This window comes from Rhodopseudomonas palustris HaA2 (assembly GCF_000013365.1).
Classification (GTDB): domain Bacteria; phylum Pseudomonadota; class Alphaproteobacteria; order Rhizobiales; family Xanthobacteraceae; genus Rhodopseudomonas; species Rhodopseudomonas palustris_J.
In genome coordinates, this window is the sequence record NC_007778.1 from 1,058,170 (window position 1) to 1,084,043 (window position 25,874).

At 63.3% G+C, this 25,874-nt stretch carries 23 protein-coding genes and 1 tRNA gene; 16 read left to right on the plus strand and 8 right to left on the minus strand.

Features of this window, described 5'->3' with window-relative positions; translation table 11 throughout:
- Positions 1-3 precede the first annotated feature (3 nt).
- From otsA to RPB_RS24485, 3 genes are all read left to right on the plus strand, one after another.
- Positions 4-1,488, plus strand: a complete 1,485-nt coding sequence (gene otsA / locus RPB_RS04650; protein ID WP_011439817.1) for an alpha,alpha-trehalose-phosphate synthase (UDP-forming) — start codon at positions 4-6, stop codon at positions 1,486-1,488.
- A 196-nt stretch (positions 1,489-1,684) separates the two neighbouring features.
- A tRNA-Ser gene (locus tag RPB_RS04655) sits at positions 1,685-1,774 on the plus strand.
- 45 nt (positions 1,775-1,819) lie between these two features.
- Entirely contained in the window at positions 1,820-2,095 is a 276-nt protein-coding gene (locus RPB_RS24485; protein WP_157038775.1) for a hypothetical protein, read from the plus strand.
- A gap of 211 nt (positions 2,096-2,306) precedes the next feature.
- Here the strand turns inward: RPB_RS24485 and RPB_RS04660 are convergent, their stop codons facing one another.
- The 3 genes from RPB_RS04660 to RPB_RS04670 all read right to left on the minus strand — a co-directional run bounded on the left by RPB_RS04660 (position 2,307) and on the right by RPB_RS04670 (position 6,177).
- The gene (locus tag RPB_RS04660) at positions 2,307-4,271 is read right to left on the minus strand and encodes a DEAD/DEAH box helicase family protein (protein WP_041797955.1); all 1,965 of its coding nucleotides are present in this window, start codon (positions 4,269-4,271) and stop codon (positions 2,307-2,309) included.
- 393 nt (positions 4,272-4,664) lie between these two features.
- Positions 4,665-5,567: a phage tail protein gene (locus RPB_RS23750; protein ID WP_198135154.1), complete on the minus strand. Its 903-nt coding sequence runs from the start codon at positions 5,565-5,567 to the stop codon at positions 4,665-4,667.
- A gap of 106 nt (positions 5,568-5,673) precedes the next feature.
- Complete coding sequence (locus RPB_RS04670) at positions 5,674-6,177, minus strand: hypothetical protein (protein WP_157038777.1); 504 nt, start codon at positions 6,175-6,177, stop codon at positions 5,674-5,676.
- Between the two features lie 512 nt (positions 6,178-6,689).
- Between RPB_RS04670 and RPB_RS25255 the strand changes: the two genes are divergently transcribed.
- Both RPB_RS25255 and RPB_RS04675 read left to right on the plus strand, forming a co-directional pair.
- Positions 6,690-7,304, plus strand: a complete 615-nt coding sequence (locus RPB_RS25255; protein WP_011439821.1) for a transposase — start codon at positions 6,690-6,692, stop codon at positions 7,302-7,304.
- Entirely contained in the window at positions 7,276-7,974 is a 699-nt protein-coding gene (locus RPB_RS04675; protein WP_011439822.1) for a GIY-YIG nuclease family protein, read from the plus strand. Before RPB_RS25255 ends, RPB_RS04675 begins: the two co-directional genes overlap by 29 nt.
- A 514-nt stretch (positions 7,975-8,488) precedes the next feature.
- Here RPB_RS04675 and RPB_RS04680 read toward each other — a convergent pair.
- A complete protein-coding gene (locus tag RPB_RS04680) occupies positions 8,489-9,193 on the minus strand; it encodes a recombinase family protein (RefSeq protein ID WP_011439823.1) in 705 nt (234 codons plus the stop codon).
- Between the two features lie 201 nt (positions 9,194-9,394).
- Between RPB_RS04680 and RPB_RS04685 the strand changes: the two genes are divergently transcribed.
- Positions 9,395-9,733, plus strand: coding sequence for a hypothetical protein (locus tag RPB_RS04685; protein WP_041797956.1), 339 nt, complete (start codon positions 9,395-9,397; stop codon positions 9,731-9,733).
- A 9-nt stretch (positions 9,734-9,742) separates the two neighbouring features.
- Here RPB_RS04685 and RPB_RS24490 read toward each other — a convergent pair whose 3' ends face one another.
- The gene (locus RPB_RS24490; protein ID WP_157038778.1) at positions 9,743-9,985 is read right to left on the minus strand and encodes a hypothetical protein; all 243 of its coding nucleotides are present in this window, start codon (positions 9,983-9,985) and stop codon (positions 9,743-9,745) included.
- A 171-nt stretch (positions 9,986-10,156) separates the two neighbouring features.
- Here RPB_RS24490 and RPB_RS04690 point away from each other — a divergent pair, with 171 nt between their 5' ends.
- The gene (locus RPB_RS04690) at positions 10,157-10,693 is read left to right on the plus strand and encodes a hypothetical protein (protein WP_041797957.1); all 537 of its coding nucleotides are present in this window, start codon (positions 10,157-10,159) and stop codon (positions 10,691-10,693) included.
- Here the strand turns inward: RPB_RS04690 and RPB_RS04695 are convergent.
- The 3 genes from RPB_RS04695 to RPB_RS04705 all read right to left on the minus strand — a co-directional run bounded on the left by RPB_RS04695 (position 10,645) and on the right by RPB_RS04705 (position 14,238).
- A complete protein-coding gene (locus RPB_RS04695; RefSeq protein WP_011439825.1) occupies positions 10,645-11,997 on the minus strand; it encodes a tyrosine-type recombinase/integrase in 1,353 nt (450 codons plus the stop codon). The two genes, RPB_RS04690 and RPB_RS04695, sit on opposite strands and share 49 nt — an antisense overlap.
- Before the next feature lie 544 nt (positions 11,998-12,541).
- Complete coding sequence (locus tag RPB_RS04700; protein WP_011439826.1) at positions 12,542-12,916, minus strand: DUF5368 domain-containing protein; 375 nt, start codon at positions 12,914-12,916, stop codon at positions 12,542-12,544.
- An 11-nt stretch (positions 12,917-12,927) separates the two neighbouring features.
- Complete coding sequence (locus RPB_RS04705) at positions 12,928-14,238, minus strand: NAD(P)/FAD-dependent oxidoreductase (protein WP_011439827.1); 1,311 nt, start codon at positions 14,236-14,238, stop codon at positions 12,928-12,930.
- 597 nt (positions 14,239-14,835) lie between these two features.
- On the opposite strand from RPB_RS04705, the gene RPB_RS04710 reads away from it, so the two are divergent.
- The 9 genes from RPB_RS04710 (at position 14,836) to RPB_RS04750 (ending at position 25,858) form a co-directional block, all read left to right on the plus strand.
- Complete coding sequence (locus tag RPB_RS04710; RefSeq protein ID WP_011439828.1) at positions 14,836-16,410, plus strand: cytochrome ubiquinol oxidase subunit I; 1,575 nt, start codon at positions 14,836-14,838, stop codon at positions 16,408-16,410.
- Positions 16,411-16,426: 16 nt separating this feature from the next.
- Complete coding sequence (gene cydB, locus RPB_RS04715) at positions 16,427-17,578, plus strand: cytochrome d ubiquinol oxidase subunit II (protein ID WP_011439829.1); 1,152 nt, start codon at positions 16,427-16,429, stop codon at positions 17,576-17,578.
- 12 nt (positions 17,579-17,590) lie between these two features.
- Positions 17,591-17,743: a cytochrome bd-I oxidase subunit CydX gene (gene cydX / locus RPB_RS23955; RefSeq protein WP_080507730.1), complete on the plus strand. Its 153-nt coding sequence runs from the start codon at positions 17,591-17,593 to the stop codon at positions 17,741-17,743.
- Positions 17,744-17,852: 109 nt separating this feature from the next.
- The gene (gene cydD / locus RPB_RS04725) at positions 17,853-19,577 is read left to right on the plus strand and encodes a thiol reductant ABC exporter subunit CydD (RefSeq protein WP_011439830.1); all 1,725 of its coding nucleotides are present in this window, start codon (positions 17,853-17,855) and stop codon (positions 19,575-19,577) included.
- Entirely contained in the window at positions 19,570-21,195 is a 1,626-nt protein-coding gene (gene cydC, locus RPB_RS04730; protein WP_011439831.1) for a thiol reductant ABC exporter subunit CydC, read from the plus strand. The genes cydD and cydC overlap by 8 nt, the downstream gene beginning before the upstream one ends.
- A 255-nt stretch (positions 21,196-21,450) precedes the next feature.
- Positions 21,451-22,263 (plus strand): ABC transporter permease, encoded by an 813-nt coding sequence (locus RPB_RS04735; RefSeq protein ID WP_049824652.1) that lies wholly within the window; start codon positions 21,451-21,453, stop codon positions 22,261-22,263.
- Positions 22,264-22,298: 35 nt separating this feature from the next.
- Positions 22,299-23,291 carry an ABC transporter substrate-binding protein gene (locus RPB_RS04740; RefSeq protein ID WP_011439833.1) on the plus strand — a complete coding sequence of 331 codons (993 nt, stop codon included), beginning with the start codon at positions 22,299-22,301 and terminating at the stop codon, positions 23,289-23,291.
- A complete protein-coding gene (locus RPB_RS04745) occupies positions 23,288-24,124 on the plus strand; it encodes an ABC transporter ATP-binding protein (RefSeq protein ID WP_011439834.1) in 837 nt (278 codons plus the stop codon). The genes RPB_RS04740 and RPB_RS04745 overlap by 4 nt, the downstream gene beginning before the upstream one ends.
- A gap of 60 nt (positions 24,125-24,184) precedes the next feature.
- Positions 24,185-25,858 carry a carbon-nitrogen hydrolase family protein gene (locus RPB_RS04750; protein WP_011439835.1) on the plus strand — a complete coding sequence of 558 codons (1,674 nt, stop codon included), beginning with the start codon at positions 24,185-24,187 and terminating at the stop codon, positions 25,856-25,858.
- Positions 25,859-25,874: the final 16 nt, after the last annotated feature.

Genomic DNA, 25,874 nt, shown 5'->3' on the forward strand with positions numbered 1-25,874 from the left:
CACGTGAACCTAGTCGTCGTTTCAAACCGGGTGGCGAGGGCGTCTTCGAACGAGCCGATGACCGGTGGTCTGGCCGCCGCCTTGCTGCCCGTGGTCGAAAAGTCCGGCGCCATCTGGGTCGGTTCCAGCGGCCGGGTGCGCGATGGCGCGCAACGGGAACCCTTTGCGGAGATTGAACAACTCGGCGCCGGCGCGCTGGCGATGCTGGATCTGCCGGCGGCGCATTACGGCGGTTATTACGAGGGCTTCGCCAATTCCGCGCTGTGGCCGGCGCTGCATTCCCGCGCCGATCTGATCCGCGTCTCGCAGGACGACTACCGTTCCTATCGCGAGGTCAATAGCTTCATGGCGCGCGCCCTGCTGCGCTTCCGCAAGCCCGACACTGCGTTCTGGATACAGGATTACCATTTTCTCGCCCTCGGCGCGGAGTTGCGCGCCCTCGGCGTGACCCAGCCGATCGGCTTCTTCCTGCACACGCCGTGGGCGTCCCCGGCGACGATGGGCTGCGTGCCGCACAATCGCGAGCTGGTCGAGGCGATGCTCGCCTATGATCTGATCGGATTCCAGACCGAAGAGGACCGGAGCAATTTTCTGGCCTATGGCAAAGCCGAACTCGGCTTTGCCATCGCCGACGGCGTCGTCACGACGCCGTACGGCACATCGCGTTGTGAAGTGTTCCCGATCGGCATCGATGCCGATCTGTTTGCGCAGCAGGCGCAGAAGGCGACCGCGCATCCCGATGTGTCGCGGCTGCGCAAGAGCCTCAACGGCGAGAAGCTCGTGATCGGCGTCGACCGCCTGGATTATTCGAAGGGTTTGATCAACCGCGTCAATGCCTTCGACCGAATGCTGACCATGCGACCGTCGCTGCAACGCACCGTGTCATTGCTGCAGATCGCGACCCCGTCGCGCGGCACGATCGAGGCCTATGGCAATCTGCAGGGCGAACTCGCCAAGCTCGTCAGCGACGTCAACGGCCGGCTCGGCGAGGCCGACTGGACCCCGATCCGCTATCTCAACAAGGGCTTCCGTCAGGGCGTGCTGGCGGGGCTGTACCGCACCGCGCAGGTCGGTCTTGTCACGCCGCTGCAGGACGGCATGAATCTGGTGGCGAAGGAATACGTCGCCGCGCAGAATCCGATCGACCCCGGCGTGCTGGTGCTGTCGAAATTCGCGGGCGCCGCCAACGAGCTCGATACCGCGCTGCTGGTCAATCCGCACGACGTCGAAGGCATGGCCCGCGCCATCGCCACCGCATTGTCGATGCCCCTGACCGAGCGCCGGCTGCGCTGGGAAGCGATGATGGCCAAGCTGCGCCGCGGCAGCGTCCAGTCCTGGTTCGCGGATTTCGTGGCGTCGCTGGAAGACGCCCATACCGCCAACAGCGACGCCGCCGGCGCCCTCGCCAGCCAGCCGCCGGCGCTGAAAATGGCCGGCGGCTGGTCGCGGGGCGGGCCTCTGGCCTTCGGCGGCGCGCGGCTGCAATAGGAGGCTGCCGACGCTGCGCCGGGGACGGGCGCTGCTGCCCGCCCGGATTCGCGCAACGATTTTGTCGCCGGCGGCCCTCCGGCCTTGGGCTTTCCGATGGAGGAGCGCCCATCAAATCAATAATTTAGATGAAATCCGCAGGCCACCGCCGCGATCCCTTGCCAAATCCGCCCGGCGCGGTCATGAGAGGGCGCCCGGAGAGATGGCCGAGTGGCTTAAGGCGCACGCTTGGAAAGCGTGTGTGCGGGAAACCGTACCGTGGGTTCGAATCCCACTCTCTCCGCCAGCTATCACAGAAGTCCGATAATTCAACCTTATCAAAGACTTTTGAATGAGAGCGAAATCCGGAACCACACCCGCGAACCACACCCAACGTCGGCGTCAGCTTGCCGCCCTAGCGACGCTGCTAGGTCTCATGCAGACTGCTTCAAAGCTCAGCGCCGAACTGGACGCCCTAGCGGATCAGGTTGGAGGCTCGTTGGAGCAAATCGCCGAGACGGCTGGGGTGCCGTTCTTCGAGGTGCATGAAGCCTTTTCAGGCACGCCCAAAACACGCCGCAAGCCCCATGCGCGACGAAAGGCGACGGCACCGCGCAAAGCAGTCTGACACACTTCCTCCACCGCTTCGCCGTCAACTCGTCGCGAAGGACCAAGGGGCCTCAGGGATCAACCTGAGGCCTTTTTGCTGTCCCCCAGGGGCAAGCACGTTGTGATGCAATTGATACACCGGGAACAGCTTCGAGAAGCACTGTGGTTCTACAAGAACCGGCGAGGTCCATCTCTCAATGAGCCTCACCGGCGAAGTCTATCGTTTAGCTCTAGGCGGCTTCATGCTTGACGAGGAAGGTCTTGGCTCCTCGCGTTCGTCCGTGAGTGACCAGCTTAACACCCATCTGCTCAAGCGCCCTGGTGGTCGGGTGACCGCAGTCCCTTAGGACGCCACGGAGCTTTTCGAGGCCCTTAGGCTTCAGCCCTAACTCACGCTGCACGAGGCTCATTGAGACCTCTCCCGGCGCACGGTTCTGCATCAACGTGATTAGCGCGTCATGGGAGCTTCCGGCGCGCGGCTTGCGAATTTGAGGTCCGTCTAACTCAAAATCCCACGGCACAACATTAGTGTCAGGCATGTCGGCCTGGATATCATCCAAGATGGCATCACCCACCTTATCGGCGGGAAGAATGATGAAGATATCGCAGGCAGCACAGCCGCCGCTTTCATCAATCACCTTGCGGCACCGAATGCGATTGATCGCTTGAATGATGGAAACTGACATCTGCCGCTGGTGCATCACCGTTCGCACATTGTGGTGCCCCTGCCATGACGGAGCCTCCAGCCACGCTTCGTCCTGAACGCCTTGAAGGGCGAAGAACATCCCGGTAGCCCACACGTCCCTATCCAGAAACGGCAAGCCAAAGATGACGGCTGTATCGAAATCCTTCCAATCATTGCGTCCGTCTATCGCGCCCCAATGCCCCACTTCCAGCCGAGCGAAGCGGTGCTGAAAGGTCTTCGGCACGTGCTCATTCACCTTGTGCGTGCATAGAAATACGGAGCGGTCAGTCCCGAGACGGCCTTCGAGCGCTTCCAAGAGTCTGGCGTAGCGCTTTGCGAAGCTCTTCTCCATAGATGACTTGCCGACGCCTCGGGCTCGGGCAACGTGAAGATTGACGGTGCGGTAGCTCCGTGCACCACTGCGGATCGGGACGATTTCCGCTCTATTAGGCAGAAGCTCCCAAAGGAAGTTCTGCTTAGCGGTGGCGTCGAGCACCACAGCGCCCGGAACACCGTCAGGCACCAGGAGTGCCGCCGAGTTGACTGAGTGCTCCGCGCCCGAACGAGCGTAGAAGGCCCAGCGCTCCAAGACAGACTGAGCGCCCTCCAGAGTGCAGTCCACGCGCGCAGCGATGCGGTTCCGATGAATTCCGTTTTCCTGACCTATCGTGAGGCGGTCGTAGGCCGTAGCACGCATCGCCGCCCGCAGATGGCGCATGTCTGTGTTTACCTCTGCGTTCTCCCACTTACTTCCCTCCGTCCAAAGCAACGACAGCGCAACGCCGTCATCATTCAGTGCGTCGGTGGCTTGGTGCTGGAGTGCGCTGATAAGGTCTTTCAACGCTTTCATCTGCCCAGGGAAGTCCTCCGCCACTTTCAATGGCACGCATCCCAAGGCAAATCCGAGACCTTGCAGAGTAACACGACTCTCTTCCACGACGTTTGCAAGGGCTTCATCAATCACGGTTAGAAGCCGCGCTCCGCCTCTCCACTCGGTGAGCTTCTGCCAAGATGCACCGCCGATGTTTCCAGCGGCATCAACGAATGCCTTATGGGTCACCACGAGCACGTCGGATGCGTAGGCTTGATCAGCAGTAGCGGTGCTCTCGGAATGCCGGGCGCAGGCAACCGTCCGCGCGCACAGCTCGTTCACACGGGAGGCTAAGGCGTTAGCCTGATCAATAAGCCGGGTGACGATGAGGACGCCAACGGGCCTTGCAAACCCTTTGAGAGCTTCATTGCGCTCTGCCTGCAAGGCGGCATAGAGGCACGCCCCTTCAGTCTTTCCAGACCCTGTAGGCGGCTGGAGCACCTTCCACTGTGTTTTGTGCCCGATGCTAGCTTCTGTGATGGCACGACTGAAGGTCACTGCCATCGTCTCCCAAAGAGAGCTTAAGGCTGGCGATGAAGGCATGTCTAAATTGTTGGTCCAATGATTGGACATTGCTGATACGAACAGCGGCGGCGGCACGAGCGCACATGCTCCGCGCGAACCAATATAGGGTTCCACTTAAGTGTTGACCTCGGATTTGTGTGTAGGGATTGGCAGCTCCGTCAGGGCTGCAAGCTGGCAGAGGTTGGACTTATTCCCCCTAGGCTTCTTATTGTTTCCTATAGAGCTTCGAGGGGGGAAATAGAGGCCATGACCGGGTGCATCATCACCCCTTTGGAGGAGTCTTCAAAGTCTCAGGAGAGGCAAGAGGCCGAAGACTCCCCCATAAGCTACAGCGACTGGAGCGCTCTTAAAGGACCACTGAGGCCCTTAGCGAACGTCACTGACCGACACCTTGGCCTCACAATTGGTGCCAACAACAGGGGTGCCTTTACGGTCCTGAGTGTAGCCTCCCGGGAGGCTGAGCCTTCTGTAGAGCCGGGCCGTCCCGAAGCCCCTCTAGTTGGTAACTCAACCTAGCCGAACGATCCAATTGACCGTCCTGGACGGTTGGACGTTGTTGTGAGCATTGCCACCACCATTGAAGCGAGTGGTGATGTTGACCGAACCGCTTACATTCACCGGCACCGGCCCGTAGGCGGTTACTGCCGAACCGTTATAAGGACCATACTGATCGCTCGTACCTGAGTATCCATAGACGACGTTCGACGTGGAACCAGAGAGACTGATGAGGTTGGTACCAGACGATTCCAGGTTCGGTAGGTGCCCTGTCGTAAGCGTGACAGCGTCTGCTCCGATCAGTGCATGAAGGGCAGTCTTGAGGGCTCCAGCGATGCTCGAAAGCACCCCAGGGACCAAACCACCGCCCATGCCACTCTTGCCAACCGGAACGACCTCCTGGAGGTTCGGGAGGCCCATGGAAGTCACGCCGTTGCCGCCGAAGCGACTACCCCACCGCGCGAGCAAGATCGGACAGCGCGTAGCGGCGTCGGTGATCACCTGACCGTTTGCCCAAGCCCAAAGGCCATCCTCGGGAAGCGTGTCATCCCACCAGATCACCGTGGAGCCTGGAGGACAGACACCAGGGCCTTTGATCTCTGCAGTGGCCTGAATGCCTCCAGAGACCTTGAAGAAGTTGACACCCGCCGTGCGCTGGAAGGTCGCTGCGATGGTGCCAGCGAGCACCACGTCAATGTCGCCGGCTACAGTGTTCCTGAAGCCATCGGTCGGGTTGACGTTGAAGTACGTTCCAGCGCCAGAGAGCAGCGGGGCACCACCAGTCACCCAAGAGCCGACCGTGGAGAGGTCAGTGTGGGATGCGGTGACCGCTCCAGCGATCTGCGGGAAGGAGTTCTTCAGGGCAAGCTTGGTGCCCCGGATATGGTCGTCGCCATTGACCAGACCGTCGTTCACGTCCGGGTTGGTCGTTACGAGGCTGTCAAGGTATTGGAAAGTCTCTACGGGCACTTAACGGGCCTCTTTCGGCATATAGGTGTAGTGGACAATGATCATCGTGTCTCTAGGCGTTGGCATGAGGTTCATGGGCCGCTGACTGAAGACTGAGCGGCAGGAATGTGAAGTGCGCAGGATCGGCGCCGTTGATGAACTCGAAAGCGTGGCGATACGCTGCTGGGGTCTCTCGAAACGCCACGCGAGAAGCTTTCTTGCTGAGTTGCCGAGCAACGTAGTTGAGTTGTTCGGGCAACCATCCCGCTTCGAGGGCTGCTTTTAGGCGGTCGCAGTCGAGCACAGAACGGCAAGCAGCACGGGCCGCCTTGAACTCAGGGGGCACAGAGGGCCTTGTGGCCTTGGTCGCCTTCATGGCGCTGCGAGCCTCTAGCTCGGCCTGCCGCTCGTGGAGGGCGGCGTAGTCAGCGGCTCGTTCCTCGGGGCTGTAGTAGCGGCGCTTTGATGCGTCCTGGATTGCCAGTCTATACTTGAGGTCGCCGCGCCCCTTGTATTGCCGCGCAGCAGCTTCGATGGCATGGGCGGGCCATTGGTTGCGGATAGCCTCGCCAAGCATCAGCCTTTCCGGAAAATTGCGACACACGGAACGGAGAAACGCGAACGCCTCCCGTGCGCCGGGTTGTGGTGTAGTCATGTCGTTAGGTGATCTTACCTATCTATGCGGGATGCGTGCAGACCAACCGACCTTCGACCTCGTTCTTTGAGGAACCTCCGGGCGAAGTAGTCGTGCAGGACGGCAGAGTTAAGGATTGCGATGAGGTCTCTAGCCTTCAACGCAACAAGTGGCTTGCCGAACTGCCAGCGGGCAAAGTCAGCAAGCCGCTCCTCAGGCCATCCGGCTTCTAGGACGGTGAGGAGCTTGCGGCGCTCTACAGGTGTGCTGCAGGTCTCGTAGAGAGCGCCGAAGAATTGGTGGGGTTTAATGTTGGACTACCTCCGTGGAGGATGCAGGCCGCCTTCTGGGCATAGGTGGTCTCACAATGACCGAAACCCATTGATTCAAAAGGCAATTATTGCTTTTGGCGTCGTCCCGCATATATACGAGACAAAACAGCCTTTGAGGGCTTAATGACGGAAGACGATTGCAGAGCAGTGTTGGAGCGCATCCGGTGGCCTAACGGTCCCGAATGTCCTCATTGCGGGGTCGGCAGTCCTTCGGTCGTGGCCATAGCGGGCAAATCGCACCGGCCGGGCCTGTATCTGTGCTCAGCTTGCCGACGCCAGTTCACTGTTACCGTTGGGACTCCACTGGAGGGCACGAAGCTTCCTCTCAAACTCTGGATTGGTGCTGCGCATCTGCTCAATTCACATCAGCCTATTGCGGTGAGGGAGATCGAGCGCGCCTTGGGCGTCACCTACAAGACTGCTTGGAAGGTCGTGCAGAGACTTTTGGCGGGCGTTAAGAACTATGAGGGACCACTTCGAGTGTTTGGCGAGCCCGTGAGGGCGCACCTAAGGCCGCTTCGTCCTGATGATCGCAATACGCTTCCCGCATGGAGGCGCGTGCAAAGGAAGATGATGCGGGGAAACTACCGAGCGCCTAGGGTGCCAACTGCTTTGGGGGCGCTTCCGGCGCAGTTTTTTCCGTTGGCTACTCGCGCGCACCTTGAACGTACTGAATGCTTCATTTGTTGGATTATCGGAGTAGGAAAGGATGAGGCAGCAGATAGTGGACGACATTAGGAAGCTGGCCAAAGCGAATGATGGAAAGCCTCCAGGGGTTGTTGCCTTTGAGCGCGCTACAGGAGTTCGTGAAGCCGCATGGCGCGGTGTCTATTGGGCTCGCTGGAGCGACGCACTTTCTGAAGCTGGCTTTAAGCCGAATGAGTGGCAGGGCAAGCTGGATGCGGATTACGTCTTTCAGAAATTCATTGAGGCGTGCAGATATTACAGGCACATACCAACCGGCAGCGAGCTACAGATATTCTCTCGCGGGCGGGACGGATTCCCTGCTGCGAAGTCGTTCTACAAGCGTTTCGGCAGCAAAGACGCTTTCTTGGACAAATGTCGCTCCTGGCTCTTAGGGCAAGACAGCGTCGCTGACGTGTTAGCGCTCTTCAGCGGCAATAGCCCCATAGTCCAGACGGGGGCTTCACGAGAGGGACTAGTATATCTGATAAAATCAGGCGCATACTACAAAGTCGGCCGAAGCGACCAACTTGAAAGACGAGTGAAGGAGATTCGCATCGCTCTTCCTGAAGCTGCTGTGCTGGTACACTCCATCAGAACTGATGATCCATCCGGCATTGAAGCGTATTGGCATCGACGCTTCAGCGAGAAGAGAGCTAATGGCGAGTGGTTCAAGCTTAGCAACGCCGACGTCGCTGCATTCAAGCGCCGAAAGTTCCAGTAGGCCCTAAGCCGAGATTCGTCGGCTCAGAGGGACCCATGCTCCACACGCCGATTTCGTCAAACAACAACGGCGGCTTTAGACCCCGATTTTGAAATCCATTTGGGAAGAAATGTGCCAAATCAGGGAGCAGGGAGGGACCCTTACGCGCACTCCCCGAGCCCTCGCCCGGCCGCAGTGATCGCCTATCCTGACTGCTCCGTGCTAAGCGCCTAGAGGCGTGACCAATGGCCGTGTGGGTTGAGATTTGAGGGATCGGCTCCGGGCATTGGCTCAGTTGGTACTGAGGCGGCCTCTTGTGTATAGGTAGTCTCAAAAATCCGTAACCCACTGCGCCAAAAGGCGAACAACGGCTTTCAAGGCCGCAAAGCGGTCCAGCGCTCAAGTGAACCAGGCTGCCCCTCCGAATGCCAGTATGCTGCCAACGATCATGGGGCGGCTTTGGATCACAGCCGAAGCAATCAAGGCGAGCGCAGCAACTTGGATTAGCATGGTGGTGTTCTCCTCTCGAATAGCCCTAGGCGGCCTTGGGAAGGCGATTGAGCAGCCTAGCAACGGCTGTGGGGTGCCAGTCGCCCCCACGAGGCGCGCGGATGCCTTGCCGGTTGAGTTCGTCGGTGATGGCGCGGACGCTGGTGATGCCTGAGCGCTGGAAGCTCTGAATGATGCCACGAAGGTCCGTAGCGCGCTGCGCGGCCTTCTGCTTGATCCTAGCCACCGCCTCAGCATTGCCCCTCTGCTTGCCTCTGAGGGCTCTTGCACCGTTGGGGTTGCCCAGCTTCACACCGCGCGCCTTGGCGGCTGCGAGGGCCTTCTTGGTCCTCTCGCTGATCAAGCCCGCCTCAAGCTCGGCAACTGCTGCCATTTGGGTCAGCAGGAACTTGCCCATTGGGCCGGGGGGCACGGTCGGCAAATCACAAAAGACAAGCTCGACCTCGCTGGCCACCAGGGAGCGCAGGAGGTCCACGTTTCTGGTGAGGCGGTCGAGCTTGGCAAAGACAAGCCGCGCTCCGATGGCTTTGGCGTGGGAGAGCGCTGCGGCTAGCTTCGGCCTGTCCGATTTCCGGCCGCTCTCGGTCTCCACGTATTCCGCCTCCAGGGTCCAGCGTCCACCGTTAAGGTAGCTGGTCACGGCTTCGCGCTGCGCTTCGATCCCGAGGCCGCTCTTGCCCTGCTTGTCCGTCGAAACGCGGAGGTAAGAGACGAACTTCCCGGAAGCCATGACAATATTCCTCTTTGCACATTTTGACGCTACGAACGGTAGATCGTTTTGTGCACAAGGAGAACTTGCATTTGGGAATCGCAGGGATTCCGTTTTGCATTGCTCGCGAGCCAGACCATTCTCATGGAGATGAGCGAATCATCGCTGAGGTATCTCGCATGAACTATCATTCGGTTTTGAGCACAGAGCCCGACTTCTTTGATGCTTTGGTTCGCGAACGTCTCGGACGTACCGGGGCTTGAGGCCCTTCCGGAATGGATGCCGTGCACAGATTGCGACTACCTGCGGCTGCTGCCTACGATGAGGGAGCGGCGCAAATGGCTGCGGAAGGCCAAGGCTGAAATCACACGCCGCCGAATACAGGAGCGCTTGGATGAAATAGCGGAGGCCTATGACGGCGAAGACGCCCTCATGGTAACGGTGCTGGTCGAAGCGTTCCCCAAGGACTTGGAGCGGTGCAAGAGCCTCACGCCGGCTCAGCGGCGGATGTGGATCAGCCGAGCCGAGGAGGCTGCTTGTGGACGCAACGACAACAATTAAGAGCGCGCCTCACGGAATTTTTCGCAGCCAAACAGCCTGCTCCACGCCCTTCAATGAGCGATGAACCTCTAAGACGCAGAGCCTGCCGCCTTTTGTCCTTTTATAAAGTCCGGCTGGAAGCCACGGCTTTGCACGCCCCTTCTTCGCAAGAAGGTTGACTAGCCCCTCCTCCTTCTCCCAATCATCGAAATCAACACGGCTAGGCAGTTCCGAAATGCTGTCCAGTTCTTTGTTCTCGATCCATTCTGTCATCTCACTCGCTCCAAAGCTTATGAAGCCGCCAAGAATGAGTGAGCTTGGACGATTCGCAAGGCTTTCCGGAAAGACACCGCTGCAGTCGAAGTGCAACAGTAATGAATTGGTCGTCTTCTGATCCCGTGCCACGCTTGGGCAATCGAATCAGATGCAGGCTGCTTGGAGCCGATGGCTGACAAGAAGTTCAAATACACCGCGTGCGTCACCGATGTGCTCACCGCTCGCAATCCCAACCTCTCGGAGCCCCACACAGAAGGCGATTTCGCAGACGGCAAATACAAGACCGAAGCAGTCGCCTCCCCTGAGTGGACGGAGTGCTTCATGCGCCAAGTGGAAGGCATCATTTCGGAGAACTTTGGACGCAAAGTATCTGTTAGGCCTTGGAAGAAGCTTGAAGACGGCACTGTAGTGCTGAAGTTCAAAAGCCCGAAGAAGCAGCCGGTTCTGACTGACGCGAAGGGCAAGCCGCTACCAGCCGGATTGATCATCAAGGGAGGGGCACTCATCCGCATTACTGGCGTCGTTGCTCTATGGGAGCATGGCGGCAAACGTGGCGTAAGTTTGTGGCCGGATGCTGTGCGCGTGATCAAGCTTCCCGAAGTCTTCGACCCTTGCGCCGCTTTCGGCCCTCCCGAGGATGGCTTTGACAGCGCCGATTATTCGGGGGCGGGCAGGGCGATTGCTGCCATGACCTCAGAACCATAATCTACCTGATTGATGATCTTGCGGAGGTTTACACGCTGTCCGCTCGAATAGTCTCCATAGGTAAAGCCTCGCTCGTGACCGATGATCAACTGCACGGTCCGCTCGGGGACCTCAAGGCCCTCCATGAGGTCGGCAAACGTTTTTCGGAGAGCGTGGAAGTCCTCATAGCGCGCCGCAACCCCTACGTCTTTTCGGAACCGGCCGTAGGCTTTACTAGCGTTCCATGAACGTTTGCGGTCAGGACCGCCTGGCACCAAACCATCAAACAGGTATTCCTTCCCTGGTCCCTTCAGTCGCCGCTCAATGATTGGGACGGCGAGGGGATGGAGCGGCACCCTGCGCACAGCCGCCTCGGTCTTGCCTTCGGTGATTTGGAACCAGTAGTCGCCGTCTATCTTCTGAATGTCGGCTTTCTTGAGCGCGCAAAGCTCGTCCAGGCGGCTGCCATGGAGTAGGGCAAGCCTTGTGAGGTCTGCGAGGATCGTTGCATATCGTGGCGTGCTGTAACGGCCTCTCAGGAGCTTTAGGAGCTTCTCGTTGCTCAATCCCGTTCGCGTCGACTTCTTCTTGGTGCCACGCGGTGTTTTCCCGACTCCATGTCCTCTCCATGGATTGTCGCGTTCGGAAGTGCTTGTGAGCCCTCTGCTCGTCAACCAAGACCACAGCGTGGCTAAAGACGACAGGTGCCGCTGGATTGTCTTGGCCGCTAGTTTTGCGTCCCTGAGGACTTGGACGTATTCCCCTGCCTTCTTGCGGTCGGTGCCTTCGATCGACATGAACTCACCGGCCCAAGCGAGGAAGCGCTTGATGGTGGCTTCATGCTGAGCCTTGGTTTGCTCGGTGCCGTTGCAGATGGCGAGCCAAGTTGGGTACTGGTCCCGGATCAGCGTGGCCTTGCCAGTCGCGAGACTATGGAACAGCCGCGATGCCTCAGGCCCTCGGGTCTTCAAAAGGGCTTGTGCCTCCTGGTTCACCACCTCCAAGAGTTCTTCGGCTCCGGTGCTCTCCTGGTCGCCATGAACAAGGTATTCGTTGTCGTGCGAAGCGAAGGCCTCTCGGAAGGCAATGGCGGCCTCTATGGCTGCGGCGAGGGGGTCTGCTTTGCCCTGCTCAGCGAGCTTGATACGGCGTTTGAACTCGGCGACGTGCTGGTGCTTAATCCGGTTAGCCTCGCTGAGGCTTTCCGTGCCCAGGGATTTGATGAAGCGCGGCTTTCCTTGCAGGGCCTCGCGGAGCGGCTTGGGTATCTCAACCACCACGCGCCACGTGTTGCCTTTCTTTTGAAGATACTTCGTGTCCGCCATGCCAAACCACACCTGTAAACCACACCTTGCTATCCTCAGAAGGCGTGTTAAACAAGGGGTTATTGGGCTTTAGAGGTTCTTGGGGGAGGTTCCCACTCTCTCCGCCAGAAGCCTTGTGACTGCAAATGTCCATTTTTTCACAAGGGGTTGCCGACTCGCACCGAGGTGGTGGCTCGCCGAGTGTCGCCACCGGTGTGATGTACGTACCTGCGCCGAACCTGCATTCGGGTGGCCTCGGTACTTGCCGATTTGCGCCGCCCATCGTCGCGGCAGGCAAGCTGCGGGGGATCGGCAGCAAAGGGGGCGGTGGCGTGTCTTGCCCTTTTGATGTGGTGGCGCGTTAGCTTGGGCTCAGTCCATATCATGTGGGGGCTATCTGGAAAAATGCCGATAAAGTCCCCCACGCAGCTATTTGGCGAGCGGGAGAAGCTATCGCTCCAGACCTGCGAGCCTCAGGAGGCGAAGTCGGCAAATGCGCGCGTGTCCGCCGACGTCGAGGAAGGACGGCGGCAGTTTCCAGGCAGATCTCCGCCGCCGATGGCGATTACGGGTTGGATCTGCGTCGGATGACGAACGGGCTGGTCCGCAGCAGCGACTGCAAGGTGTACACCAGGATCGCCGAACCGCCGGCGCCCAGCGCCGCGACGCCGAGCATGACGATCCAGTCGACCGGCCCGCCGAGATCGCGGAAGTCGGAATGGGTGACGGCCTGGACGAACAGCACCGCCGCGACGGCTCCGAACGGCATCGACAATTGCGCCCAAAGGAAGCGCCGCATCGACATCTTGTGGTCGCGGATCAGCACGTAGAGATAGCCCAGCGTGATCAGTCCGGCGATTCCGACCAGGGTCCAGAACAGCGTCGCGCCGTACAGTTCTTCGAACACCGCGATCAGAGTCTCGAAACTCAGTTGCTTCATCGTCGTTCTCCTCAGGCTTTGCCGCGCAGCATGGCATAGTAGGTGGCGCGCAACGCGACCTCCTTCATCAGCCAGCTGATCCACAGCTCTTCGAGCGGTGAGATCAGGCCGGGGAACGACGGCGCCAGATTGTTGCGATAGTCGAACTCGATCAGCATCGCGCGGCCGACCCGCGTCATCAGCGGGCAGGAGGTGTAGCCGTTGAAGCGCTCGGTCCCCTCCTTGCCCTTGATCGCCGCGATCAGATGATCCTCGACGACCGGGACCTGCCATTTGACCGACGCCGCCGTCTTGCCCTTCGGAACGCCGGCGACGTCGCCGAGCGCGAAGACATCCGGATAGCGGCGGTGGCGCAGCGTGTATTGATCGACCTCGACCCAGCCCTGGTCGGTCCATTTGTCGGCCCACGACAGGTCTGATTGCCGGATCAACGCCGGGGCGCGCTGCGGCGGAATCACGTGGAGGTAGTCGTAGCCGAGCTCTTCTGTCCCCTTCGGCGTCTGGAAGGTGGCGATCCTGCGGCCCGGATCGATCGCCTTCAAGACGCGGCTGTAGACGGCGTTGATGCCGCGCTCTTCGAACAGCATCCGGACCTTTTCGGAGACGATCGGCACGCTGAATAGCGAGTCCGCATGCGCCGCATAGGTGATCTTGTAGCGGCCGGCGCCGACCTTGCGGCTGGCGATGTCGTCGATCAGGAAGGTGTGCTTGAGCGGCGCGCCGGCGCATTTCATTTCGGTGGCCGGCCGGGTGAACAGTCCCACACCTCCGGTCTCGGTGAAGCGAGACGCCGCCGCCCAGGTCCGCGCCGCATAGTCCGGGCCGGCATACAACGCGCCGACGCCGTTACTGCCGACCAGATCGAGCGAGAAGCCCTCGATCGCCTCGTGATCCAGCACCAGCCCCGGTGCGACGATCAGATAATCGTACGGCACGGTGTTGCGCGCGGCGGTCGCGACCGTCTTGGCCACCGGATCGATCGCCACCGCCGGCTCTTCGATCAGCTTGACGCCGGGTTGCAGCCAGTCGCTGGTGCGGGACACCACATAGGAGGCGGGCCGCAGTCCCGCCGCCACCAATGACAGCCCGGGCTGGTAGATGTGGTCGCGCCGGCCGTCGATGATCAAGATGCTGGCCTGCTCCAGCCGCATCGCCAGCCGGTTGGCGATCGCGGTGCCGGCCGCGCCCGCACCGATGATCACGATGCGCGCCTTGGTGGCGATCGGCTGCGCCGCCGCCGAACCGGCCACGCCGGCGGCGGCGATCGCCCCCGAAACGAGGCCCATGAAGTGCCGTCGTGAGATGAACTCGTCCGAAGCCATGCCAACCCCCCTTGCGCCGTTTTGCGGCGATCATTTCCGAAGCGACGTGCCGTCCGGCGAACAGACTTTGGGATTCGTCGGACAGGTGCTTCGCGCGTCACCTTTGAATGTCCGCTGCGCGAGACTCGGCGCAGGTCTGCCACCAGCAACGTCGTGATCTTTGGGCCGCCGCGGCCGCGCTCACAGTGACGATGTCACTTTGAATACCGGGCCGTGACATGGGTGGCGGTCCCATGCGCGCGCAGGATGTATGATTTGCGAAGGACCAACAATCGCGCGCCGGGCTCCTCCGTATCAGTACGGAGTGGACACGCTACGAGGTCGGCGCAGGTCGAGTCCTGTGACGAAGTCACCGAGCGCATTGAACGCCTCTGACATTCTGCCGCAGCAGCGCCGTCCGACCAAGCCATCGCCCGATCGGCCATCGGCGGCATCTCTGCAACAGGGGCCCGGTCGTGATCGGGACTTCGCCGTCATGTTTCTGGACATCTCCCTGTCGGCCGCATGCGATGCCCCGCATGCCCAATCTCACCGCATCGCTACGGAGCCGCCGCCTGCCGCGGATCGGCTTCACTCCTCGGAAGGATGTCGGACATCATGGTGGACTCAACATTCGTAGAGCTGTCGCGCTGGCAGTTCGCCGCGACCGCGCTCTATCATTTCCTGTTCGTGCCGCTGACGCTCGGACTCTCCTGGCTCCTGGTCATCATGGAGACGGTCTACGTGATGACCGGCAAGGAGATCTACAAGGACATGACGAAGTTCTGGGGCAAGTTGTTCGGCATCAACTTCGCCCTTGGCGTCACCACAGGCCTGACCATGGAGTTCGAGTTCGGGACCAACTGGTCGTACTACTCGCACTATGTCGGCGACGTGTTCGGCGCGCCGCTGGCGATCGAAGGCCTGATGGCGTTCTTCCTGGAATCGACCTTCATCGGCCTGTTCTTCCTCGGTTGGGACCGGCTGTCGAAGCGCAAGCATCTGGCGGTGACGTTCCTCACCGCGATCGGCTCGAACCTGTCGGCGCTGTGGATCCTGATCGCCAACGGCTGGATGCAGAATCCCGTCGGCTCGGTGTTCTCGCCGGAGACGATGCGGATGGAGATGACCAGCTTCGCCGAGGTGTTCCTCAACCCGGTGGCGCAGGTGAAGTTCGTCCACACCGTCGCGGCGGGCTACGTCACCGCGTCGGTGTTCGTGATGGGCATCTCCGCCTGGTACATCCTGAAGGGGCGGGATCTGGCGTTCGCGCGTCGCTCGTTCGCGGTCGCGGTCGGCTTCGGCCTGGCGTCGTCGCTGTCGGTGATCGTGCTCGGTGACGAGAGCGGCTACACCCTCGGCGACGTGCAAAAGGTCAAGCTCGCCGCGATTGAGGGCGAATGGCACACCGAGAAGCCGCCAGCGGCGTTCACGCTGTTCGGCTTCCCGAGCCAGACCGGCCAGGCGATCGCCGACGCGATCAAGATCCCCGCGGTGCTCGGGCTGATCGCGACGCGGTCGATCGACAAGCCGGTGCAGGGCCTGGCCGACCTCGAACGCGAGCATCTGGCGCGGATCGAATCCGGGCGGATCGCCTATGCGGCGATGACCAAGATTCGCGCCGGCGACACGTCGCCGGAGACCCGCAAGACCTTCGACGCCCACGTCAGGGACCTCGGCTTCGGCCTGCTGCTGAAGCAGTTCGTCGAGGATCCGGCGAACGCCACGCCGGAGCAGATCAAGGCCGCCGCGGCGTCGACCATCCCGACGGTGTGGCCGCTGTTCTGGGCGTTCCGCATCATGGTCGCGCTGGGCTTCCTGATGCTGTTCACCTTCGCGGCCGGCTTCTGGTTCAACGCGACCAAGCGGCTCGAACAGAAGCGCTGGTTCCTGTGGTTCACGGTGCTGTTGATCCCGGCGCCGTGGCTCGCCTCGGAAGCGGGATGGTTCGTCGCCGAATTCGGCCGGCAACCGTGGGCGATCGGCGAAGTGCTGCCGACCTTCCTGGCGACCTCGAGCCTGACCACGGGAGATTTGATCTTCTCGCTGACCGGCTTCCTGGCCTTCTACACGCTGCTGCTGGTGATCGAGGTGTACCTGATGTTCAAGTTCGCCCGGCTCGGTCCGAGTTCGCTTGGCACCGGGCGTTATCACTTCGAGACCAACGCCAAGCCCGCCGCAGTGACAGTGTGAGCCGGAGGAGATCATCATGCTCGACTACGAGACTCTCAAGTTCGTCTGGTGGATCTTCGTCGGCCTGTTGCTGATGGGCTTCGCCATCACCGACGGCATGGACATGGGCGTCGGCACCTTGCTGCCGTTCGTCGCCCGCAAGGATGTCGAACGCCGCATCGCCATCAACTCGGTCGGCCCGCATTGGGACGGCAACCAGGTCTGGTTCATCACCGCCGGCGGCGCGATCTTCGCCGCCTGGCCCGCGGTCTACGCCGCCGCATTCTCCGGCTTCTACATGGCGATGCTGCTGGTGCTGTTCGCGCTGTTCTTCCGCCCGGTCGGGTTCGACTATCGCTCCAAAATCGAGAACCCGACCTGGCGCAACGCCTGGGACTGGGGGCTGTTCGCCGGCGGCGCCATCCCGGCGCTGATCTTCGGCGTCGCCTTCGGCAACCTGCTGCAGGGCGTGCCGTTCCGGCTCGACGAATTGCTGCGCTCCCACTATCAGGGCTCGCTGCTGACGGCGCTGCTGCCGCTGCTCAATCCGTTCGCGCTGCTCGCCGGCGTGATCAGCCTGGCGATGCTCGCCGCGCACGGCGGGGTCTGGCTGCAGCTTCGCGCCTCGGGCGCGGTCGCCGATCGCGCCCGCAAGGCGGTGCTGTTGCTGTCGCCGATCGTGGCGGTGGCGTTCGCCCTGGCCGGGGTCTGGCTGTGGCTCGGCGTCGACGGCTATCGCATCGTCAAGGAGGCGGCGCACAGCGCGGCGTCGAACCCGCTCGCCAAGGAGGTGGTGCGCGCGCCCGGCGCCTGGCTCGACATCTACGCCAAACAGCCGTTGGCGATGATCGTCCCGGCGCTCGGCCTGGTCGGCCCGTTGCTCACGATGCTGCTGGCGGCCGTGCACCGGCCGGGCCTCGCCTTCGTCACCAGCGCATTCGGGATGATCGGCATCATCGGCACCGCCGGGCTGTCGATGTTCCCGTTCATCATGCCGTCGAGCATCGATCCGAGATCGAGCCTGACGATCTGGGACGCCGCGTCGAGCGAACTGACCCTGACGGTGATGTTCTGGGCGGTGGTGATCTTCCTGCCGATCGTGCTCGGCTACACCGTGTGGTGCTACGCCAACATGTGGGGCAGGGTCACCGCCGACGAAATCGAAGCCCGCGCCCATTCGGCCTACTGAGGGAGATCGACCATGTGGTACTTCGCCTGGATCCTCGGCGTCACCGCCGCTGCGGCGATCGCCGTCATCAACGTGATGTGGTACGAGTTTCAGGACGGTCTGGTGGCGGCGGTGCCGACCCACGACCGGCCCGATGGCTCGCAGGTCCCCGACCGCGTCGCTTAGCAGCCGAAAGGCCTGACATCCCGACGAGGCCGGCGCGATCGACGCGCCGGCCTCGCGCCTTCTGACATGGTTTTCACCGACTAGGTTTTCGCACCAGGGCGCCGCCACCGTGACTGCACGACCCGCCGAGTCCATCGCGCTGCTGCGTTCGCTGCGCCCCGTCGCCGGAGGCCACGCCCGCGTCGCGGCGGTCGCGGCCGCGGTCGGCGGCGTGTTGGCGGTTGCGACCGCGCAACTGATCGCGATCGTGGTGGACCGGCTGGTGTTCGGTCCTGCGGCGCTGCCGGCGGTGGCGCCGCTTCTCGCGTTGCTCGGCGGCGTCGCGGTGCTGCGCGCCGCGGCGGCGTGGCTCACCGAGCGGGCGGCGTTCGAAGCCTCGGCCAAGGTGAGGCGGCATCTGTTCAGGCGGGCGCTGGAGCGGGTGTCGGCGCTCGGCCCGGTGCGACTCGGTGAACATCCGCCGGGCGAACTGGTGGCGCTGCTGACCGACTCGCTCGACGCGGTGGCGCCGCTGTGGCGCGCGTGGCAGCCGGCGATCGTGCGCGCCGCGGTGGTCCCGGTCGCGGTGCTGGCGATCGTGGCGTGGCGCGATCCGCTGGCGGCGGGCATCCTTCTCGTCGCGCTGCCGCTGCTGGTGTGGTTCTCGATCCTGGCCGGGCAGGGCGCCGAGCGGGCGAGCGGCGAGCGTTGGGCGGGCCTCGCCCGGCTCGGCGGCCACCTGCTCGATCAGATCCGCGGGCTGCCCGAACGCAAGCTCGCCGGCACCGCGGGCCGCGCCATCGCCGCGGTGAAGGACGCCGCCGAGCGCTACGGCCGCGAGACCATGGCGGTACTGCGGATCGCGTTTCTGTCGGCGCTGGTGGTGGAGTTCGTCGCGACCGCGGCGATCGCCGGCGTGGCGATCGCGGTCGGGTTCCGGCTGCTGTGGGGCGAGATGGATTTCGCCACCGGGCTGTTCGTGCTGCTGCTGGCGCCGGAGTTCTTCGCGCCGCTGCGCGACATCGGCGCCCGCCGCCACGCCAAGCTCGAAGCGCTGACCGCGCTCGACAAACTGGCGCCGCTGCTCGACGCGCCGCCCGCCGTCGGCCGGCCGTACATTGCGGCGGGGCCGCCGGCGATCCGGTTCGACGACGTCCGCGTCGTCCATGCCGACGGCCGCGTCGCGCTCGACGGCTTCAGCCTCGACATCGCCGCCGGCGAGCACGTCGCGCTGGTCGGCCCGTCCGGCGCCGGCAAGAGCACCGTGTTGGCGCTGCTGCTGCGGTTCGTCGAGCCGAGCAGCGGCCGGGTGCTGATCGACGGTGCGCCGCTGTCCGAGATCGATCCGGCGGCATGGCGGCGGGCGCTGGTGGCGATGCCGCAGACGCCGCAGTTCTTCGAGGGCAGCATCGCCGACAACATCTTGATGGGCCGTGCGGCTGCGCAGGACGATGCGGCGCTGCGCGAGGCGCTACGCGCCGCGGACGCCGCGGCGTGGGTCGACCGGTTGCCGGACGGCGCCGCGACGTCGCTGGCGGAGCGCGGTGCGAATTTGTCCGGCGGCGAGGCGCAGCGGCTCGCGCTGGCGCGCGCAATCTATGCGGCCGGTCCGCTGCTGCTGTTCGACGAGCCGACCGCGCATCTCGATGCCGAGGCGCAGCGTGTCGTATTGCAGGGGCTAGCGCGGCTGCGCATGGGGCGCACCGTGCTGACGATCGCGCATCGGCGCGAGACCATCGCGGCCGCCGACCGCGTCGTAGTGATCGATCGCGGCCGCGTCGTCGCGCAGGGCACGCCCGCCCAACTCCTGGCCGGCGCGCTCGAGCGATCCGAAGCGGAGCGCACCGATGCGTGACCTGATGCGTCTCGTCCGGTTGTGGCGCGGCTCGCTGCCGCTGCTGCTCGGCGCGCTCGCGATCTCGCTGCTCACCACCTTCGCCAATCTGGCGCTGATGGCGACCGCCGGATGGTTCGTCACCGCGATGGCGGTCGCCGGCGCGGCGGGCGTGACCATGAATTATTTCACCCCGTCGGCGATCATCCGGTTCGTCGCGATCGTCCGCACCGGCGGCCGCTGGCTCGACCGCGTCGTCAGCCACGAGGCGACTTTCGCGCTGCTGGCGTCGACGCGCGTCGCGCTGTTCTCGCGGCTGGCTGAGATCGCGCCCGGCGGTCTCGCCGATCTGCGCTCTGGTGAAGTGGCGGCCCGGCTGAAGCTGGACATCGATCGGCTGGAGATCGTGTTCCTGCGGCTGGTCGCGCCGGCGGTGGTCGCGGTCGTGGTCGGCGCCGTCGTGATCGGCGCCGTTGCCTGGCTCGGCCTGACCTTGCTGGCCTGGGTGCTCACGGCGATCCTGGTGGCCGGCGGGCTGATCGGCCCGGCGCTGGTCGTGCGCGCCACACGCAATGCCGCCGATCGCGAAGCGGTGCTGGCCGCGACGCTGCGCCGCCGCACCACCGAGCATCTCGACGGGCTGGCGACGCTGCTGGTCACCGGCGACGATCGCCGCCGCATCGATGCGCTCGACGAACTGCTGGCGCGGCGGATCGAGGCCGAGCGGACGATCGCAACGCGCAGCGCGCTGGGCGCGATCGGCCTCGGCGCCGCGTCCGATGTCGCGGTGATCGCCGTGCTCGCGGTCGGTGCGACGGCGCTCGGCAGCGCGGCGATCAACGGTCCCGACCTCACCTTGATCCTGCTACTGGTGCTGGCGTCGTTCGAGGCGTTCGCGCCGCTACCCGTCGCGGCGGCGGGGCTGGGCGCCACGTTGGTATCGTTGGGTCGGCTGTTCGCGCTGTGGGACCGCGCGCCGCTGGTCGACGAGCCGGCGCAGCCGGTGCCGGTGCCGCAAGCGTACGATCTGGTCGCGGACAAGGTGTCGCTGACCTATCCGGTACGCACCACGCCGGCGTTGCGCGCCGTCGATGTCGTCCTGCCGCAGGGCGGCGAGCGGCGGCTCGACGGCCCGAGCGGCAGCGGTAAGTCGACGCTGATTGATCTCCTGGTCCGCGTCCGCGATCCCGATGCCGGCGAGATCAGGCTCGGCGGCGTGCCGATCCGGCGGCTGGCGCTGGCCGATCTGCGGGCGGTGATCGCGCTGGTGCCGCAGCAACCGCACATCTTCGCCGCGACCATCGCCGACAATCTGCGCGCCTTCGCGCCGGCGGCGAGCGACGCGGATCTGTGGGCGGCGCTCGACGGCGCCGGGCTGAAGCAGGCGGTAGCGCGGATGCCCGAGCAGCTTGGAACCTATGTCGGCGAGGGCGGCGCCAGATTGTCGGGTGGCGAGGTGCGGCGACTGGCAATCGCGCGCGGCCTGCTGCGCTCCGACGCCCGCATCCTGATCCTCGACGAGCCGACCGAAGGCCTCGACGAGGCGACCGCCGCAGAGGTGATGCAGGGTGTGGAACGACTGCGCGGCGCCCGCAGCCTGCTGGTAGTGTCGCATCGGCTGGTGCCGGCCGCGGGCTGAGGCGGGCCGTCGGCGCAGCTATCAGCTCTGTTGCTCGGGTGAAGAAGACGCGCCAGCGGCCCAGCGCCGGGCTGATTGCGGTGTCTTGGTGCTTGTCAGGCGCATTCTGCCCACAAACGAGACAATGTATGATTACAAATTAATCTCCATTCTGGTTGCTTTGAATATGCAAAAATGCACATTGCGTTGCACAATTCGGCATTTTCATACGGTCTCGATCGGCGATGATGACCCGACAGCCGCTGAGCAATCAGCATGGACCAACGCGGAGATCTGAACATCGTGCCGTTCGCCGTCTCGAAAACCACCGCCGCGAGAGTCCGTCGCGCCAGCGAACTGGCGGTCGGCCCGATCCTGTTGTTCGGGGTTTGGTGGCTCGCGGCGCGCGGCGGCTGGGTCAACCGGGATCTTCTGCCGTCGCCGGTCGATACACTTCGCGACACCGCGGCCAATATCTGGTCCGGCAGCATGACCGAGGATTTCTGGAGCACGCTGGTCCGCGTTGGCTACTCGATCGCGATTGCGATCATCGCGGGCGTTCCGATCGGCATCGTGCTCGGCGCCAAGGCGACGGTTTATCGTTCGGTCGAGTTCATCATCGACTTCTTCCGCTCGACGCCGGCGACCGCGATGTTTCCGCTATTCCTGCTGCTGTTCGGGCTCGGTGACCTCGCCAAGGTCGCCGTCGCTGCGTTCGCTGCGTGGCTGGTGATCGTGTTCAACGTCGCCTACGGCGTGATGAACGCCCGGCAGACCCGGATCCTCGCGGCACGCTCGATGGGCGCATCGTCGCTCCGTATCTTCCGCGACGTGATCTTCTTCGAAACCCTGCCGCAGACCTTTATCGGCCTGCGCACGGCGGTGTCGCTGGCGTTGGTCGTCATCATCGTCGCCGAGATGTTCATCGGCGCCACCGACGGCATGGGCCATCGCATCATCGATGCGCAGATCTCCTACTCGCTCACCGACATGTACGGCTCGATCCTGATCGCGGGCGCGATGGGATACGGGCTCAATCTGATCCTGCTGTTTCTCGAACGTTCGGTCATCCACTGGTCGGGCAAATGACGATCCCTGCCGCACCCGTTCACAAGGAGTCCAAGATGTCGAAATCAGTTCTGTTCGCCGCCGCGATGACGGCCGCGCTCTCGACCGTCAGCAGCGCGCAGGCGGCCTGCGACAAGATGGACAAGGTGACGGCGGCCTGGCTGCCGATCATGCAGACCACCGCCTATTACGTCGCGCTCGACCAGAAGCTGTTCGAGAAAGCCTGCATCGAGATCGACTCCAACAAGATGGAATCGCCGAATCAGATCATCGATTCGCTGATCGCCGGCCGCGCCGATTTCGGACCGCCCGGCGCCGCGGCCGGCATCGCGATGATCGCGGAGTCGAAATTCCCCGGCAAGCTCAAGGTGTTCGGCCTGCAGGGCGGCGGCATCAAGGTCGATCGCATCAATGACGGCCTGATCGTCAAGCCGGACAGCACGATCAAATCGTTCGCAGACCTCAAGGGCAAGACGCTGGGGCACGTGCCCGGCATCCAGTGGCGGACGATCTCGCGCCAGATGGTGAAGGCCGCCGGCCTCGATCCCGACAAGGACGTCAAGCTGGTCGATCTCGCGGTCGCCATGCAGGTGCCGGCGGTGGTCGGCGGCACGGTCGACGCGACGCTGTCGCTGGAGCCGGTCGGTTCGATCGCGGTGGCGTCCGGCAAGGCCAAGCGCGCCATGACCAACCCGGTCGCCAGCGTGATCGCCGACCCGTTCTATTCCGGCGCTTCGGTGATGACGACCAAATTCATGACCGAGCGCCCGGACGTCGCCCGCCGTGTGGTGGCGGTGATCGATCAGGCGACCGACCTGGTGAACGCCGATTTCGCCAAGTACAAGGCGGTGCTGCCGGCCTATACGCCGATCAAGGCCGATCAGCTCGACCTCGTGGCGCAGCCTTACTTGCGCGGCTTCAAGGACCTCGACGATACCGACGTCAAATCCTATCAGGCGCTGGTCGACGTGTTCATCGCCCAGGGCGTGGTGCAGGGGCCGATCAACGTCCGCGAGAAACTGCTGACCAAGGCGGATATCGGCGAATGAACGCGGGCAGCGTCCTCCAACTGCGGCCGAAGCAGATGACCGATACCGCACCGATGCCCGCCGCGTCGAAACCCGGCCGGCAGGCGAAGATGACGATCCGCGGCCTGCGCAAGACCTTCAACGACGCCGTCGTCTACGACGGTTTCGACTTGGATCTTCCGCTCGGCCAGTTCATCTCGGTGTTCGGTCCGAACGGCTGCGGCAAGAGCACGCTGATCAACATGATCTCCGGCCTGATGCCGATGGATGCCGGTGAGGTGCTGTACGACGGCCAGCGCATCAGCGAGACGCGGATCTCCTACGTGTTCCAGAACTATCGCGAGGCGCTGTTTCCGTGGTTGAAGGCGATCGACAACATCCATTACCCGCTGAAGGTGATGGGCGTGCCGCGCGCCGAGCGGAAGCGCCGGATCGAGAAGCTGCTGGCGGAGTTCGAGATCCGGATCGATCTCAACGCCTATCCCTACACGCTGTCGGGCGGCCAGCAACAAACCGTGTCGATCCTGCGCGCGCTGGTGACGGAGCCGGAGGTGCTGTTCCTCGACGAGCCGTTCTCGGCGCTCGACTACGAGATGACGATGTCGATGCGCGAGCAGTTGCAGAAGATCTTCATGAAGACGAGGACCACGATGCTGCTGGTGTCGCACGACCTCGACGAGGCGATCGAGCAAGCCGACAAGCTGGTCCTGCTCACCCGGCGGCCGACCCAGGTCGCCGAGATCGTCGAGATCGGCCTGCCATGGCCGCGCGACCGCGCCGTCACCACGGGTGACGACTTCATGGCGCTCAAGCGCCATTGCCTCGATCGCTTCTGGCAGGAAGTCAAGAAATGACGGGCGCCGGCTGAGCCGGGTCCGAGGAATCCGAACCACCATCAGAACCTGGAGACTGACATGACGAAGCGCCGGTTTCGCGCCGCTGCGGTGCAGACACTCGCCAAGTTGGGCGATTTCGACTTCAACATCGCACTCGCGACTCGCTACGTCGAAGACGCGGTTCGCCAGGGCGCCGAGCTGATCGTATTTCCGGAGTGCATGGACACCGGCTATCTGTTCGATTCGCCGGAGCATTGCCGCGAACTGGCGGAGACGCTGGCCGATGGTCCGTTCGTCAAGGCGCTGGCGGCGCTCAGCCGCAAGCACGGCGTCTATATCGCCAGCGGCATCACCGAATGGGATCCCGCCAAAGAGAAGATCTTCAACACCGGCATCATGTTCGATCGCAAGGGTGAGGTCGCCTGCCACTATCACAAGCAGTTTCTCGCCACCCACGATCAGAACTGGTTCGCCTTCGGCGAGCGCGGCTGCCCGGTGGTCGATACCGACCTCGGCAGGATCGGCCTGCTGATCTGCTTCGACGGCCGCATCCCCGAAATCTTCCGCGCCATGACGATGCAGGGCGCCGAGGTGATCGTCGACATGGCCAATTTCTTCGCGATGGATCAGGCCGACATGTGGGGCCCGGCGCGAAGCTACGAGAACGGCGTCTGGCTGGTGGCCGCCACCAAGGCGGGCTACGAGCGCTCGATCTACTATCCGGGCGGCAGCATGATCGTCGATCCGAAGGGCCGGGTGCTGTCGAAGGTGCCGTACGACACCCACGGCATGTCGATCGCGACGATCGATCTCGACGCCGCCGCCGACAAATCGATCTACACCGCCAACGACAAGATCGCCGATCGCCGTCCGGAGACCTACGGCATCATGGCGCTGCCGTACGAGCAGACCCCGGTCTACGGCGTCGCCGATCGTCCGCTGATCCCGTCGAAATCCGTCACCAAGGTGGCGGCGGTGCAGATTCACGTCACGCCGGAATGCAGCGTCGCGGAGGTGCTCGACATGGTCGACCACACCGCCAAGCTCGGCGCCAAGGTGCTGGTGCTGCCGGAATACGCATTCTCCGAGCACTACATCCTTTCCGTCGAGGAGGCGTCCGAGCAGGCCGACCGGACGGCGGAGAATTTGGCGGCAGTCGCGAAGATCGCCGCGCGCTACGGCTGCCTGATCGCGGCGCCGGTCATCGAGCGCGCCGCCGCCGGGCTCTATGTGACCACCGTGCTGATCGGCCCCGACGGCAAGGAGATCGGCCGCTACCGCAAGACACATCTCACCGCCGAAGAGCGCCGGTGGGCGGCCGCTGGCCGTGACTATCCGGTGTTCGAGACGCCGTTCGGCCGCATCGGCGTGATGTCGGGCTACGATGCGGTGTTTCCGGAGACCTCGCGCTGTCTCGCGATCGGCGGCGCCGATATCATTCTGTGGCCCGCCGCGTTGCGCGAGCCGTTCGAGCGCGAGCTCATCGCCGTGCCGCGCGCCGAGGACAACCGGGTGGCGGTCGTGCTCGCCAACCGCGTCGACAGCCCGTATCCGGGCGGCAGCGTCGTGATCCCGCCGACCGGCTTCCCGCAATGGGACATCAACATCGCCGCTCCGCGGGTGATGAAACTCGGCGCGGTCATGCCCAAGCACATAGATCTGGCGGTCTGCCGCCAGAAGCTGATGATCCCGAAGGTCGACATGTTTGCCAACCGGCTGGTGGAGACCTACGCTCCGATCGTCGCGGCCTAGCCACTTGACGGGTGAC